Consider the following 12,471-nt stretch of genomic DNA (forward strand, 5'->3'; position numbering starts at 1 on the left):
TCACGCATTCGCACGGCGGTCACGCCATGCCGTAATGGCGGTGGCAATTACAATGATGACGCCGACAACAACGCGCTGCCACGTCGTGTCGATCTTCATGATGATCAGGCTGTTTTTCACCATCACCAGCATGAACACACCCAGCATGGTTCCCAGAACGGAACCGCGCCCCCCAAAGATGGAAGCACCGCCCAGAACCACAGCCGCGATGACGTCCAGTTCAAGACCGACGAAATCACGCGGGTTGGCAAGCCAGATCATGCCGCTGTGCAGGAGGCCGGCAAACCCGGCCAGGGCCCCGGCCACACAATAGATGAAGAAGGTGATCTTGCGGATGTTGAAGCCAACGCGGCTGGCGGCTTCGGGATCGCCGCCCATGGCATAAACCCCGCGGCCGATCATGGTATAACGCAGCACAATATGCAGGGCCACGGCCAGAACGACATAGACAGCAACCATCGCGGTCAGGCCATAGGTTGTGCCATCGGGTTTGACCATGCTGATGATATCGGACTTTCCGAAATCAATCAGGGCATCGGGCATTTTGTTGATGTTGATCATGCTGGTGCCAACAACACCCAGCAGGAACCCGCGCACCATGCTGCCCGTACCCAAGGTCACGATCAGCGGGATCATGCGGAATTTATAAACAAAGAACGCATTCAGGCAGCCAAACAGCGCCCCCATCGTCGCCGCGGCAACGAAGGGCAGGACAACACCGTCATAATTGAAATACAGCATGCCCTTGATGGTCAGATACATCGCGGCAACAGCGAATGCCGGGAACGAAACATCAATCCCGCCGGAAATCATCACCAGCAAAACGCCAAGCGCCATGATGCCGATGATCACGTTGCTACGCAGAAGACTGAACATGTTGTCCAGGCTCCAGAAGGCGGGGTTGACCAGCCCGATCAGGATCATGGCAAGCACAAGAATGCCCGCGATGACCACCTCTGATTTTTGAAACCAGGCCATCGAGTTTTTCCTTACGTTAAATTCTTGAGCTTGTCGCTGATCTGGTCTTCGGAGGTATCGGCAGATGCCATTTCCTCGACAAAGGCTCCGCGATGCATCAGGATAATACGGTTACAGTTATGGACCAGTTCCGGCACGTCGTCGGAAATCATCAGCACGGCCAGCCCTTCTTTTTGGGCCAGTTCGCGAATGATCCGGTGAATTTCCGCCTTCGATCCGACATCCACCCCGACGGTCGGGCCGTTCAGGATCAGGAATTTGGCATTGGTCAGAAGCCAGCGGGCAATCACCACACGTTGCTGGTTGCCGCCAGAGAGTTCCTTGACCAGCTTTTTGCCGGTGGGGGTTGCGATCTGCATGTCGCGGATCATGGTTTCAACCCATTGTTCGGCCTTGTTATGATCAATCAGCAGGCCGGGGGCCAGTTTTTCGTAACTGGTCGCAAGCATGTTGCGATCAATGCCCTGGGTTAGAAACAGTCCTTCGCTGAGACGGTCTTCGGGAACATAGGCAACCCCGGCCCTGATCGCCTTTTGCGGCGTATCGAGCACGGTTTGCGTGCCGTTGATCGAAATGGTGCCGCTGTAACCGGGCATCATGCCAAACAGGGACAGGGCCAGTTCGGTACGACCCGATCCAAGCAGGCCGGAAACACCGACAATCTCGCCCGGTTTGATCGCGAGGTTGATATTGTCGAGATCGTTTCCGTGGGTCAGGTTTTTGGTTTCAATGCGCGGCGGCATCGAACCATATTTCTGCTGGTCCCAGATATAGGGTTCGGAAATGATATCAGACCCGGTCATGTGACGGGTGATCAGGGCTTCGTCAAAATCACCGGTCGGGCCGTCGGCCACTTTCTGACCGTTACGGATGACGGTGATATGTTCGCTGATTTCCAGCATTTCGCGCATTTTGTGACTGACAAACAAAATGGCAATCCCGCGCGACTGGATATCCTTGACGATGCGAAAAAGCGTTTCGATTTCCTTGCCGGTCAGGGCGGTTGTCGGTTCGTCCATGATGATCAGACGGGCATCTGACATCAGCGCACGGGCAATCGCGACAAGCTGTTTGCCCGCCGTGGACAGTTTTTCGACATCGGTATCAAGGTCAAGATCAACCCCGAGACGTTTGACCGCTTCCTTGGCAATCTCGCGGACCTTGCGCCAGTTCAGAACCTGACGCTGTTCGCGAAGCTGCACATTCATGGCAAGGTTTTCGGCCACGGTCAGGTTCCCGAACAGGGAGAAGTCCTGATAGATCACCTGAACCCCATGTTCGATGGAGGCCATGGGAGACAGGCTTTCAACCTTGTTGCCATCAATGTAAATCTCGCCGGCATTTGGCTGATATACACCGGACATGATCTTGATCAGGGTCGATTTGCCCGAACCGTTTTCACCGGCAAGACAGTGGATTTCGCCTTTTCGGATCGTCAGCGAAAGATCCTTAAGCGCAACAACGCCGGCAAATTCTTTCCGGACGTTTCGCAATTCAATGAAATTTTCAGACATGACAAGCCCGTCAACGTGAAACAAAGGGCCTGATCTCATAATAAAATGAAGGCGTCCTTAATGGACGCCTTCACCAAAGGATGAAATCAGAAGTTATACTTGTCCATGTTTTCCTTGGTCACACCGACCCAGCCCTGGCCATAAACCAGGTTGGCATTGCTGCCTTCCGGGGTGCTGAGATTGGTGTAACCCGGAAGGCCAAGGTCGAGACCAGCCTTGATCTGGTCGCCTTTGCCGTCGAGCGCCATAATGGCCAGCATGTTCATGGCATAGCCCGCAACCGCCGGATCCCAGAACTGGATGTATTCGATGTCGCCATTTGCCAGATATTCACCGGCAACCGACACCAGACCGGTCCCTGCGAAGTGCAGTTTACCCTGAAGACCGCGTTCAGCGATCAGACGACCGGCACCTGCCGAGGTCGGCATCGGGCCGCCAACGATACCCTGAAGGTCCGGGTAGGTGGTCAGGGTTTCTTTGAGTTTGGTGTAGTCGGTGTTGGCGTCGTCATAGGTTTCGAGACGCTCGGTCGCCAGTTCCATGTCCGGGAAATGCTTTTTCTGGTATTCGACGGCACCGTCGATCCATTCATTCTGGGATTTGGAGGTCAGGCTGCCGACGGTGGCGGCATATTTACCTTTGCCACCCATGGAGGTCCCGAGGACTTCCATCAGCTTCGCGCCATATGCCTTGTTATCAAACGCTTCGAGGATGTAGTCGGCGTTTTTCAGGTTTGATGCTTCGTGGGCGATCACGATGATACCGCGGTCACGGGCCTTTTTCAGAACCGGTTCGACGGCTTCGACCGAGAACGGCACGATGTTGATGGCATCAACGCCCTGTGCGATCAGGTTTTCAATCAGCTGCACCTGTGCGGCGGCGTCCGCGGCACTCGGTCCGACCATCCAGGTATCGTGACCGGTGTCTGCGCCGAACTGTTCGACACCTTCGCGCATACGGTCAAACCATGCGATGCCGTCAACCTTGACCACGGTGGCGATGGAATATTCCTTGCCGGTGGTTTCGGATGTGAATTTCGAAATGATGTCCGGCGTTTTGACCGCTTCGTCTGCATGGGCCGCACCTGCAAGCAGGGAACCGGCGACGACAAGCGATGAAAGAAGCTTGTTCATTGTTACCTCCAAATTGAAATCGTTTTTATAGCTGGCAGTTTTCTGCGTCTTATTGGCATGAAAGCCAAGGCTTTTCACGCGGTTCGTTCCGAAAACAGCAATTTTCCGGTGGCCGGGATGCGGCCACCGGCACCGTTTACTGACCGATAATCTTAATGCTGGCGCTGGCACCGATGCGGGATGCCCCGGCTGCAATCATCTTGAATGCGTCTTCGGTGGTGCGAACCCCGCCCGACGCCTTGACCCCGATATCCGGGCCAACGGTTTTGCGCATCAGGGCGATGTCTTCGGCAGTGGCACCACCGCCGGCGAAACCGGTCGAGGTTTTGACGAAATCGGCACCTGCCTGTCTGGACAGTTCGCAGGCAAGGACTTTCTGTTCGTCTGTCAGCAATGCTGTTTCGATGATGACCTTGAGGGTGGCATCGCCGCAGGCTTCTTTTACCGCGGCAATATCGGCGCGAACGGCATCGGTATCACCAGCCTTGAGCAGGCCAAGTGCTATGACCATATCGACTTCGCGGGCACCCTGTTCAACCACCCAGCGGGTTTCGGAAACCTTGGCGGAAACCGGATCGGCCCCGAACGGGAAACACACCACCGAGCATGCCAGAACATTGGTATCGGCCAGTTCGCGCACGACCAGCGGGATATAGATCGGATTGACACAGACCGCCTTGAAAGCGTGTTTTCGCGCATCGGCGCACAGCGACACAATCTGATCGGGGGTGGCGTCCGCCGCCAGAAGGGTGTGATCAATATAAGCGGCAAGATCGCCTGCAACGGCGGGAAGTGGAGCATTCGACATGTAACGTTTCCCTCGACGATAACGGGTTGCTATCGCCGTTTTGTTAAATTTTTAACATTTATTGAAATGATCCTGTCATCGGGTTAACATCCGGTCAAGCCAAAAACATATCAGAACAGAACTTGATTGAGTTGCTGCCCGTCTCGCTATAATCAGGGGTTTTAGGATGAAATTTATGGTTGTGCTGAGCGGTTGCCGACATCATTTCAGGTGTGTCTGTGGCCTGTCAGCCAGTATATCGGCAGTGAACGGAGTCTGAATGTCGATCAAATCGCAGGACCGGATAGAAGCCCTGACCCGCAATCTGGAGGTCAGCAATGTCATTCGGTTGAAGGATGCCGCCGATCTGCTGGGCGTTTCGGAAATGACGGTCCGCCGTGATGTCGCCAATTGTGAAAATATTTTCACATATATGGGGGGGTACATCACGCTCAAGTCACCAGCAGCCGGTGGCCTTGGATACATCTTGGACCGTGAACGCGGTTCGCATACCGATCTCAAGCGCACAGCCTGTCAGATTGCCGCGCGTTATGTCAAACCGGGCGATACCATATTTCTTGATTGCGGGACGACCATTCCCTATCTCGCCAATGCGTTACCAGAAAATCGGGATATCACGGCGATCTGCTATTCGATCAATGTTGCCGAAATCCTGTGCAAAAAGCCGGGCCTTCGGGTCATCATGCTGGGCGGGATGTATCACGCGTCTTCGGCATCCTTTGCCGATAGCAACAGCGTGAATGCCATTCTGAACCTGAATATCAATACCGCCTTCATGTCGGCGGGCGGGGTCAATATCAGCCGGGGTGTCAGTTGTTCCAACCCCCATGAGGTTGATATCAAACAGGCGGTTCTTGAGACCGCGGCCAACAAGATCCTTGTTGTCGATTCAACAAAGTTCAATGTCATCAAGCCGATGCTTTTTGCCAAGCTGGAGCAGTTTGACATGATCTGTACCGATCCGAAATGCGATCCGGAACTGGCAACCAAAACCGGTTGTCCCCTGATTACGCAATAGCGAAGGGCATCAAGGGCTTTAGATTGGGCTAGTTCGGTTCGGCCTGTGTTGCGTCGGCGATTTCTGCGTTCAGCAATTGTATTTCCGCCTCGGTCGCACCGCTGAGCGGATCGTCCTTTGGAATGTCACGATAGAGATCGGTAAAGACATTCAGGGCCTGCTGATACTTGTCCTGCTGTTTGAGCATCATGCCATAGTAATAGCGGCTGAGCTGATGGTTTGGCATCTGGCCAAGCGCATGCAGGATCAGATCGCGTGACACCTTGTCAATCTGGCCTTGTTGGGCGGTAATGCGTGTATCGGCATATTCGATAGCGAGTAACGGATTATGACCGGAAAGCGCATAGGCACGCGCAAAGGCGGCAACCGCCCGCTCGATATCGCCCAGACGCAATGACCCACGCGCCAGAACGACCCAGCCCTGCAAATTGCGGGGATTGGCTTCAAGCGACAGGACGATCTGGCTGAGCAGACGGCGGATCTGCTGATCGGTCTGAAAGTCGGGATCAGTCACATCGTTTGCCGCGGCCGCAGCGGCGGCAAGATTGCGTTCGCCCGCCCGTTCGGAATAGGGGCGCGACGGAATTTGTGGCATGCCGATCGCGCTATACAAAATAACTGCGGCAATCACGGGCAGGGTTGAAAATCCGATCCGCGCCATCGGGCCAAAGGCGCGGCGGGCATCGGGTGTATTGTGGTTATCCCCCCCCGCAGGCCGACGCGGCAGGCTGGCATAGATTGCAAGCCCGCCAAACGCGGCAAGTATGACAAGGCCAAGCCAGATCACAGGGAACCTCGCGACGGGAGAATACTATATGCGGGGCGGCCAAACTGCATCGTTACGAGCGATCCTGTGACGTGCCAAGGATTTCATCAAGCCGCTTCTGTTCCTGATTGGAAAGCGATTTCGGTCCTGCACCGTCTTCGCGCTGTTTGCGGCGGTAAAAGGCGATCACCGCAATCAGGGCCAGAAATGCCAGAACGGCCGGGCTGATCCACAGGATGTAGGTTTCGGGTTTCAGCGGCGGGTTCAGCAGAACATAATCGCCATAGCGTTCGACGATGTAATCAACGACTTCTTCGTTGGTGTCGCCAGCAACCAGACGTTCGCGCACCAGAATGCGCAGATCACGGGCCAGATCGGCATCGGAATCGTCAATCGACTGGTTTTGACAGACCAGACAGCGCAAGCCCTGACTGATGTCGCGCGCGCGTTCTTCAAGCTTGGGATTGGTCAGCATCTCGTCGGGATTGACGGCAAAAGCCGGGGCCGTATGCAGGCCCAGCAGAATGACAAGGGCCGCGAACAGTGAACAATTTCGACGGATCATCCTTTTAACTCCGCAATCTTTGGCAGCAAGACTTCTTCAAGAACCTGATTTGAGATGGGCCCGACATGTTTGTACCGGATCTGACCGGTGCCATCGATAATAAAGGTTTCCGGCACGCCATAGACCCCGAAATCAATACCGGTCCGCCCGGATAAATCCATCCCGACCGCGGCATAGGGATCGCCAAGTTCATCCAGCCAGTTGACACCGTCCTGCGGGTCTTTTTCCTTGTAGTTCAGGCCATAAACCGGAACGTCAGCCTCACGCGCGAGGCGCTTGATGAGCGGATGTTCCGCACGACATGGAATGCACCAGCTGGCGAACACGTTCAGAACCGAAACCTCGCCCTTGGATATATCGGCGCGTGACAATCCGCGGTCACGGCCTGGCAATGGGGGCAACTGGAAATCGGGTGCCGGTTTACCCAGCAAGGCCGACGGCACAACAGATGTATCTTTACCAATATTCGTCAGAAAGACACCGGCAAGAGCAGCAAAGAGTACCAGCGGGATGACTGCGATCCAGAATCTCATGAAGCGGGAACTCCGTTTTTCTTATAGCGCAGGATAATGCGCGTACAGATACTGATAGCACCGCCGATCAGCATCAGTAGCATTCCGCCCCAAACCCAGGGCATCATTGGCAGGAACCGGACGGTTACGACACGCCCGCCATCTTCGGCCCGTTCGCCAACGGAAACATGCAAATCCCCATCGCGTCCGTGCCAGATATCGGCTTCCTTGGTTTCGATGCCGCGGATCGGATAATAGCGGACTTCGGGGAACAGTTCGGCGACCGGCTGGGCGTTGCGATAGATGATGAAGGTCGCCTTGCGGGTGGCGAAGTTTTCACCGGGCAGCAGCGCCACACCTTCGTATTGCAGGTTATAGGGGCCGATCTGAATACTTTGTCCGGTGCGCGCCGAAAGCGAGATCTGCTGTTCCCAGATGGCACTGGCTGATCCCCCGGCGATCAGGATGGCGATCCCGATATGGGCAAAGGTCATGCTGAGATAGCGGGGGCCAAGAAGCTGCAGATTGCGGTATTTGCCTTCGCCGTGGTCGGGTTGACGCCACAGGCGTTCCCAAAGATCACCAAGGGCAGCGGTAAAGACCCAGGCCGCAAGACCGATCCCCAGCAACGGCAGCGGGGAGGCATCGATAAAGCGCATCCAGACAAACAGGATCACGATCAGCGACATCATGGCGGCCAGCTTCATCCGCCGCCCGATCTGCCATGTTTCGTCCTTGCGCCAGCGCAGCGTCGGGGCAAAGCCCATCAGAAACAGAAGTGGCAAACCGATGGGGATCAGGGCCTGAACAAAGAACGGTGGGCCAACCGTGATGATATCGCCGCCCAGCCAGCGCAGGAACAGCGGATAAATGGTGCCGATCAGGACGGTGGCCGCCGCAACCGAGAGCATCACACTGTTGAGGAACATGCCGCTTTCGCGCGATACCAGCGAGAAGTCCTTGTCATCGATCATGTCGGTCGCACACCGCCAGAACATGAAATAGGCCCCGCCAAACAGAACGCAGAAGGCAACCAGAAGGGCAACAGCGTCGCCACTGCTGAGCAGGGCGGTTGGCAACGGACCCAATAGATCGGAGCGTACGAGGAATGTCCCGAACCAGCCAGCAGCAAAGGCCGACAGCGCCAAAAGAGCCGTCCAGGGTTTCAGGGTTTCGGTTTTTTCAAGAACGGCCCGACAATGCAGGAATGCCGTGGTCAACAGCCACGGTAGCAATAATGCATTTTCGGATGTATCCCAGTACCACCAGTTGCCCCAAGCCTGTTCGGTATAAGCACGGTAGGCGTTGATGGCGATGGCACCGCCCAGCAATGTCCAGGAAACCATCGTCCACGGGCGCAGTTGTTCCGACCATGCACGGTCAAGCTTCGCACCCGGCAGTGCGGCAAAGGTCACCGCGAAAATCACCGATAATCCGGCAAGACCGGCATACAGGATCGGCCCGCGTGCCATACCGGCAAGGTCCTGCAATTCCGGATCAAGACCGTTGCCGTCAAGCGGTGCGATGCCCGACCGGATAAACGGATCGGCGTCAATGATTGTTACCGCCGCCAGAAGGGCGACAATGATGCCAAGGATACCAAGGGCGACACGATCCTGTTCGGTAACGCCGCGCGCAATGCTTTGCAGGGCGTATATCAGTGTCGCCAGTGTGCTGGTCGCAACCCAGAACAGCATGGCGCCGCTATCGGAGATGACGGAGGCACCGATACGGTAAATCATCGGGGTAGATGAATGACTGTAATCGGCGACCACGGGCAGGGTAAAATCACTGACAATAAAGGAATGGATCAGGGCAGCTTCGGCAATGATTGCCAGAACGCACATGGCAAAGGGCAGGGGCCAGACACCGAAACCGACATTTTCGGAAGTCCTGGTATTGCCGGTCAGTCCATCTGGCAAGGTTCCGCCAGCAATTGCCGGTGTCATTGTCGGTGTCATTGTCGTTGTCGGGCCGAGCGCGCGATAGCTTGCGCGAAACAGGGCCGGACAGAACAGGACGGCCTGACAGGTTCCCAATGCAAGAATCAGGATAAGGGCAAAATGTCCAAACTCTGCGATCATGCGTTCTTCAGATTTCCCCGATATGTGGTGTTCACCAAACGAACACCACTCAGCCCCTGCTGTCAAACAGCAAGGCATCCACCCAGTTTAATGCCGCTTTGATGGCTTCAATATGAGGTTTTTATGATGGCAGAATGTGGCTTAATTACGCATCTGTTCGGCGTTGCGGGCTTCGATTTCTTCCCAATAACCGCTTTTTTTCAATGAGTCAGCGACCTCGGGCGGCATGTAGTTTTCATCATGCTTGGCCAGAACTTCGGATGCGATGAACTGGCCCTCGGAACCCATATGGCCCTCGGCGACGACGCCCTGACCTTCGCGGAACAGGTCGGGAAGGATGCCGGTATAGGAAATGGTGACCGCATTTGCCATGTCGGTGACGATAAAGGTGACGGTTTCACCGCCGCCGAGTTTTTTAAGCGATCCTTCTTCGACGAGGCCGCCGACGCGCAGGCGCTGATCGGGATCAATCGGCGATTTTTCGGCGATTTCGGTCGGGCTGAAGAAGAACACAACCGAATCTTCAAATGCCGTAAGGGCCAAGGCAGCCGCCGCCCCGACCGCCAGAAGGGCAGCCATGACGATATACATGCGTTGACGTTTGCGGGATTTGGCACGCGAAAGAGACACTTTGATATTCTCCGCTCAGGAAGGCTTGGGCTCAGGAAGTCGGGGACTGGTCTGTTGTGCGGGCACGTCTGGGACGTCGGGCTTTCAGAACAGTTTCAAGCTGATCAAGTTCGGTCTGGCTCTGACGAAGGCCACGCAGGGTCATGATCAGAAGAATGATCATCGCAAGGGCTGCGATACCGTAACTGGCCCAGATATAGCTGCCATAGCCGCCCATTGAGAAGAACTCGTTCATTTGCTGGCTCCGGCGTTGTGACCCTGATCATAGGCGAGTTCGTCATGATCGCCGCTGGCAACGGGGCGTTCGTCAAACAGGCCGCTGAGTTGAAGCGCACGGATGCGCCGCTGGTTGAGTTCAAGGCGAACGCGCAGCACCAGAACGATGAAATAATAACCGGTGAAGGCAAAGGCCATGATCAGAAGCGGGGCGAGCATGCTGGGATCGATGCTGGGCCCGCCCATGCGGGCAACCGATGCCGGTTGATGCAGGGTATTCCACCAGTCGACGGAAAATTTGACGATCGGCACATTGATCGCGCCGACCAGTGCCAGGGCCGATCCGGCCTTTGATCCGCGTTCGGGATCGTCAAAGGCATTCACAAGTGCGATATAGCCAAGATAGAGGAACAGCAGGATCAGCATTGATGTCAGACGCGCATCCCACACCCACCATGTTCCCCACATCGGTTCGCCCCAAAGCGACCCGGTAACAAGCGTAAGGGCGGTGAATGTTGCGCCAACCGGTGCGGTGGCGCGCGCGCAGATATCGGCAAGCGGATGTTTCCAGATCAGGCTCATGGCCCCGCAAAGAGCCATGCCGACATAACAGAACAGTCCCATCCATGCCGCGGGCACGTGGATATACATGATGCGGACGGTGTTGCCCTGCTGATAGTCAACCGGCGATCCGATCAGGGCCAGATAAAGCCCGGCGGCGGTCAGAATGACGGTCAGCGCGACCACCCAGGGCATCATGGCCCCGGTCAGTTTCAGAAACACGCTTGGTTTGGCGAAACGATGCATTTTCTCTCGTCCGTTTGCGGCGATGCCGCCGAAGGTCGTCTGTTTTAAGTTATTCCACGGCCTGCCGGATGGCGTGGGCCGTGGCAAACGGGGCGGCAGCCAAAGACAGTAACAGGATCGCCCCCATGATCTGTAACTGTGCCTGGGCGGAAATGCCAAGCAATGCGGCCTCGACCGCACCGGCACCGAAAATCAGTACCGGTATATATAGTGGCAGGACCAGCAATGACACCAGCACACCGCCGCGTCGTGCCCCCAAAATCAGTGCCGCACCAATCGCCCCGATCAGGCTGAGTGCCGGTGTGCCGATCAGCATGGCGATCATCAGGGTGCCAAAGCCATCCTGATCCATATTGAGCATCACGGCCATCACGGGTGCCGCAATAATCAGCGGCAGGCCGGTCGTCAGCCAATGGGCGCACACCTTGCCCAGAACCAGCAATTCCAGCGGTGCAGGCGACAGGGTCAGCAATTCCAGCGTGCCATCCTCGTAATCGGTCTGAAAGACACGTTCGAGTGACAGCATGGCCGCCAGCAGGGCCGAGACCCAGATCACACCCGATGCAATGCGCGCCAGAATATTGGCTTCGGGGCCGACACCGAACGGAAACAGGGTGGTGGTTACGATAAAGAAGGCAACCACCATCACGGAATCCGCACCCTGACGCAGGGCCAATCGCAAATCACGACGCAGGATGGCGACAAAGGCATTCATATCGCGGCCTCCGTCGTTCTGCCTTGATCCATGTCGAGTGAGAGATGCTGGTTGGCATCTTCATCATCATGTTCGATCAGCCATTCCATCATCGGGATGGCAAACGGATCAAGATCAAGGATGATCGGTGCCGCGATATCCAGATCGACATGGGTGGAATAAATCACGATGCCGCCTTTGGCCCGGAATTCGGCGATCAGACGCGCCAGTTCGGCACAGCTTTCGCGATCAAGGCCAACGGTCGGCTCGTCGAGCAGCCAAAGGTCGCTTTGACCCAGCAGGATACGGGCAAGGGCGGTGCGGCGTTTTTGACCACTTGAAAGATATCGCCCGGCGGTTTTGCCAAGGTGATGAATATCAAGGGCGCGAAGCGCCTGATCGATTTCGGCATCAATATCGGAAATACCGCGCAGTTCGGCCCACAGGCGCAGATTATCGCGAACGGTCAGGACCGGTTTGATCGCGTCCTGATGACCAAGGTAATGCAGGCGCGCGCGATGGCCGATTTTATCATCGTCGATATCATCCCCCTGCCAGCGGATGGTGCCGCGGCGCGGGGCCATGAGGCCCGCCATCAGGCGCAAAAGGCTTGATTTTCCTGCACCATTGCGACCGCGCAGCATCACGGCATCGCCGGTATTGGCGCTAAAGGAAAGATCGCCAAAGACCAGACGTTCGCCACGCAGACAGGTCAGATCAGAACCGGTAAAAACTGTCATCTAACT

The 12,471-nt window shown here is 56.0% G+C and carries 14 protein-coding genes; 1 reads left to right on the forward strand and 13 read right to left on the reverse strand.

The window, feature by feature from the left end; all coding sequences use genetic code 11:
• From SMB34_RS00885 to deoC, 4 genes are all read right to left on the reverse strand, one after another.
• A complete protein-coding gene (locus SMB34_RS00885; protein ID WP_007090235.1) occupies window positions 1-978 on the reverse strand; it encodes an ABC transporter permease in 978 nt (325 codons plus the stop codon).
• 11 nt (window positions 979-989) lie between these two features.
• On the reverse strand, window positions 990-2,492 hold the full coding sequence (locus SMB34_RS00890; RefSeq protein ID WP_037987470.1) for a sugar ABC transporter ATP-binding protein: 1,503 nt from the start codon (window positions 2,490-2,492) through the stop codon (window positions 990-992).
• An 86-nt stretch (window positions 2,493-2,578) separates the two neighbouring features.
• Window positions 2,579-3,625, reverse strand: coding sequence for an autoinducer 2 ABC transporter substrate-binding protein (locus SMB34_RS00895; protein ID WP_037987471.1), 1,047 nt, complete (start codon window positions 3,623-3,625; stop codon window positions 2,579-2,581).
• Window positions 3,626-3,761: 136 nt separating this feature from the next.
• On the reverse strand, window positions 3,762-4,433 hold the full coding sequence (gene deoC, locus SMB34_RS00900) for a deoxyribose-phosphate aldolase (RefSeq protein WP_037987192.1): 672 nt from the start codon (window positions 4,431-4,433) through the stop codon (window positions 3,762-3,764).
• A 259-nt stretch (window positions 4,434-4,692) separates the two neighbouring features.
• On the opposite strand from deoC, the gene SMB34_RS00905 reads away from it, so the two are divergent.
• Window positions 4,693-5,451, forward strand: coding sequence for a DeoR/GlpR family DNA-binding transcription regulator (locus tag SMB34_RS00905; protein ID WP_007090231.1), 759 nt, complete (start codon window positions 4,693-4,695; stop codon window positions 5,449-5,451).
• A 28-nt stretch (window positions 5,452-5,479) separates the two neighbouring features.
• Here the strand turns inward: SMB34_RS00905 and SMB34_RS00910 are convergent, their stop codons facing one another.
• The 9 genes from SMB34_RS00910 to ccmA all read right to left on the reverse strand — a co-directional run bounded on the left by SMB34_RS00910 (window position 5,480) and on the right by ccmA (window position 12,465).
• Window positions 5,480-6,238, reverse strand: coding sequence for a tetratricopeptide repeat protein (locus SMB34_RS00910; protein WP_037987194.1), 759 nt, complete (start codon window positions 6,236-6,238; stop codon window positions 5,480-5,482).
• A gap of 52 nt (window positions 6,239-6,290) precedes the next feature.
• Window positions 6,291-6,782 (reverse strand): cytochrome c-type biogenesis protein, encoded by a 492-nt coding sequence (locus tag SMB34_RS00915; protein WP_037987197.1) that lies wholly within the window; start codon window positions 6,780-6,782, stop codon window positions 6,291-6,293.
• On the reverse strand, window positions 6,779-7,315 hold the full coding sequence (locus SMB34_RS00920; protein WP_007090228.1) for a DsbE family thiol:disulfide interchange protein: 537 nt from the start codon (window positions 7,313-7,315) through the stop codon (window positions 6,779-6,781). The genes SMB34_RS00915 and SMB34_RS00920 overlap by 4 nt, the downstream gene beginning before the upstream one ends.
• Window positions 7,312-9,378, reverse strand: coding sequence for a heme lyase CcmF/NrfE family subunit (locus SMB34_RS00925; protein WP_037987201.1), 2,067 nt, complete (start codon window positions 9,376-9,378; stop codon window positions 7,312-7,314). The genes SMB34_RS00920 and SMB34_RS00925 overlap by 4 nt, the downstream gene beginning before the upstream one ends.
• 141 nt (window positions 9,379-9,519) lie before the next feature.
• Window positions 9,520-10,008, reverse strand: coding sequence for a cytochrome c maturation protein CcmE (gene ccmE, locus SMB34_RS00930; protein WP_082822581.1), 489 nt, complete (start codon window positions 10,006-10,008; stop codon window positions 9,520-9,522).
• Between the two features lie 31 nt (window positions 10,009-10,039).
• Window positions 10,040-10,243 carry a heme exporter protein CcmD gene (gene ccmD / locus SMB34_RS00935; protein WP_007090225.1) on the reverse strand — a complete coding sequence of 68 codons (204 nt, stop codon included), beginning with the start codon at window positions 10,241-10,243 and terminating at the stop codon, window positions 10,040-10,042.
• Window positions 10,240-11,031, reverse strand: coding sequence for a heme ABC transporter permease (locus SMB34_RS00940; protein WP_037987206.1), 792 nt, complete (start codon window positions 11,029-11,031; stop codon window positions 10,240-10,242). The genes ccmD and SMB34_RS00940 overlap by 4 nt, the downstream gene beginning before the upstream one ends.
• Before the next feature lie 49 nt (window positions 11,032-11,080).
• Complete coding sequence (gene ccmB / locus SMB34_RS00945) at window positions 11,081-11,746, reverse strand: heme exporter protein CcmB (RefSeq protein ID WP_007090223.1); 666 nt, start codon at window positions 11,744-11,746, stop codon at window positions 11,081-11,083.
• Window positions 11,743-12,465 (reverse strand): heme ABC exporter ATP-binding protein CcmA, encoded by a 723-nt coding sequence (ccmA, locus tag SMB34_RS00950; protein WP_037987208.1) that lies wholly within the window; start codon window positions 12,463-12,465, stop codon window positions 11,743-11,745. Before ccmA ends, ccmB begins: the two co-directional genes overlap by 4 nt.
• Between the last annotated feature and the right edge of the window lie 6 nt (window positions 12,466-12,471).

This window comes from Thalassospira permensis NBRC 106175 (genome assembly GCF_000714555.1).
Classification (GTDB): domain Bacteria; phylum Pseudomonadota; class Alphaproteobacteria; order Rhodospirillales; family Thalassospiraceae; genus Thalassospira; species Thalassospira xiamenensis.

What these genes read in the sequence shown, in the direction of transcription:
- SMB34_RS00885 (WP_007090235.1), bottom strand. Translation starts at nt 978, where the DNA reads ATGGCCTGGTTTCAAAAATCAGAGGTGGTCATCGCGGGCATTCTTGTG.
- SMB34_RS00890 (WP_037987470.1), bottom strand. Translation starts at nt 2,492, where the DNA reads ATGTCTGAAAATTTCATTGAATTGCGAAACGTCCGGAAAGAATTTGCC.
- SMB34_RS00895 (WP_037987471.1), bottom strand. Translation starts at nt 3,625, where the DNA reads ATGAACAAGCTTCTTTCATCGCTTGTCGTCGCCGGTTCCCTGCTTGCA.
- deoC (WP_037987192.1), bottom strand. Translation starts at nt 4,433, where the DNA reads ATGTCGAATGCTCCACTTCCCGCCGTTGCAGGCGATCTTGCCGCTTAT.
- SMB34_RS00905 (WP_007090231.1), top strand. Translation starts at nt 4,693, where the DNA reads ATGTCGATCAAATCGCAGGACCGGATAGAAGCCCTGACCCGCAATCTG.
- SMB34_RS00915 (WP_037987197.1), bottom strand. Translation starts at nt 6,782, where the DNA reads ATGATCCGTCGAAATTGTTCACTGTTCGCGGCCCTTGTCATTCTGCTG.
- SMB34_RS00920 (WP_007090228.1), bottom strand. Translation starts at nt 7,315, where the DNA reads ATGAGATTCTGGATCGCAGTCATCCCGCTGGTACTCTTTGCTGCTCTT.
- SMB34_RS00925 (WP_037987201.1), bottom strand. Translation starts at nt 9,378, where the DNA reads ATGATCGCAGAGTTTGGACATTTTGCCCTTATCCTGATTCTTGCATTG.
- ccmD (WP_007090225.1), bottom strand. Translation starts at nt 10,243, where the DNA reads ATGAACGAGTTCTTCTCAATGGGCGGCTATGGCAGCTATATCTGGGCC.
- SMB34_RS00940 (WP_037987206.1), bottom strand. Translation starts at nt 11,031, where the DNA reads ATGCATCGTTTCGCCAAACCAAGCGTGTTTCTGAAACTGACCGGGGCC.
- ccmB (WP_007090223.1), bottom strand. Translation starts at nt 11,746, where the DNA reads ATGAATGCCTTTGTCGCCATCCTGCGTCGTGATTTGCGATTGGCCCTG.
- ccmA (WP_037987208.1), bottom strand. Translation starts at nt 12,465, where the DNA reads ATGACAGTTTTTACCGGTTCTGATCTGACCTGTCTGCGTGGCGAACGT.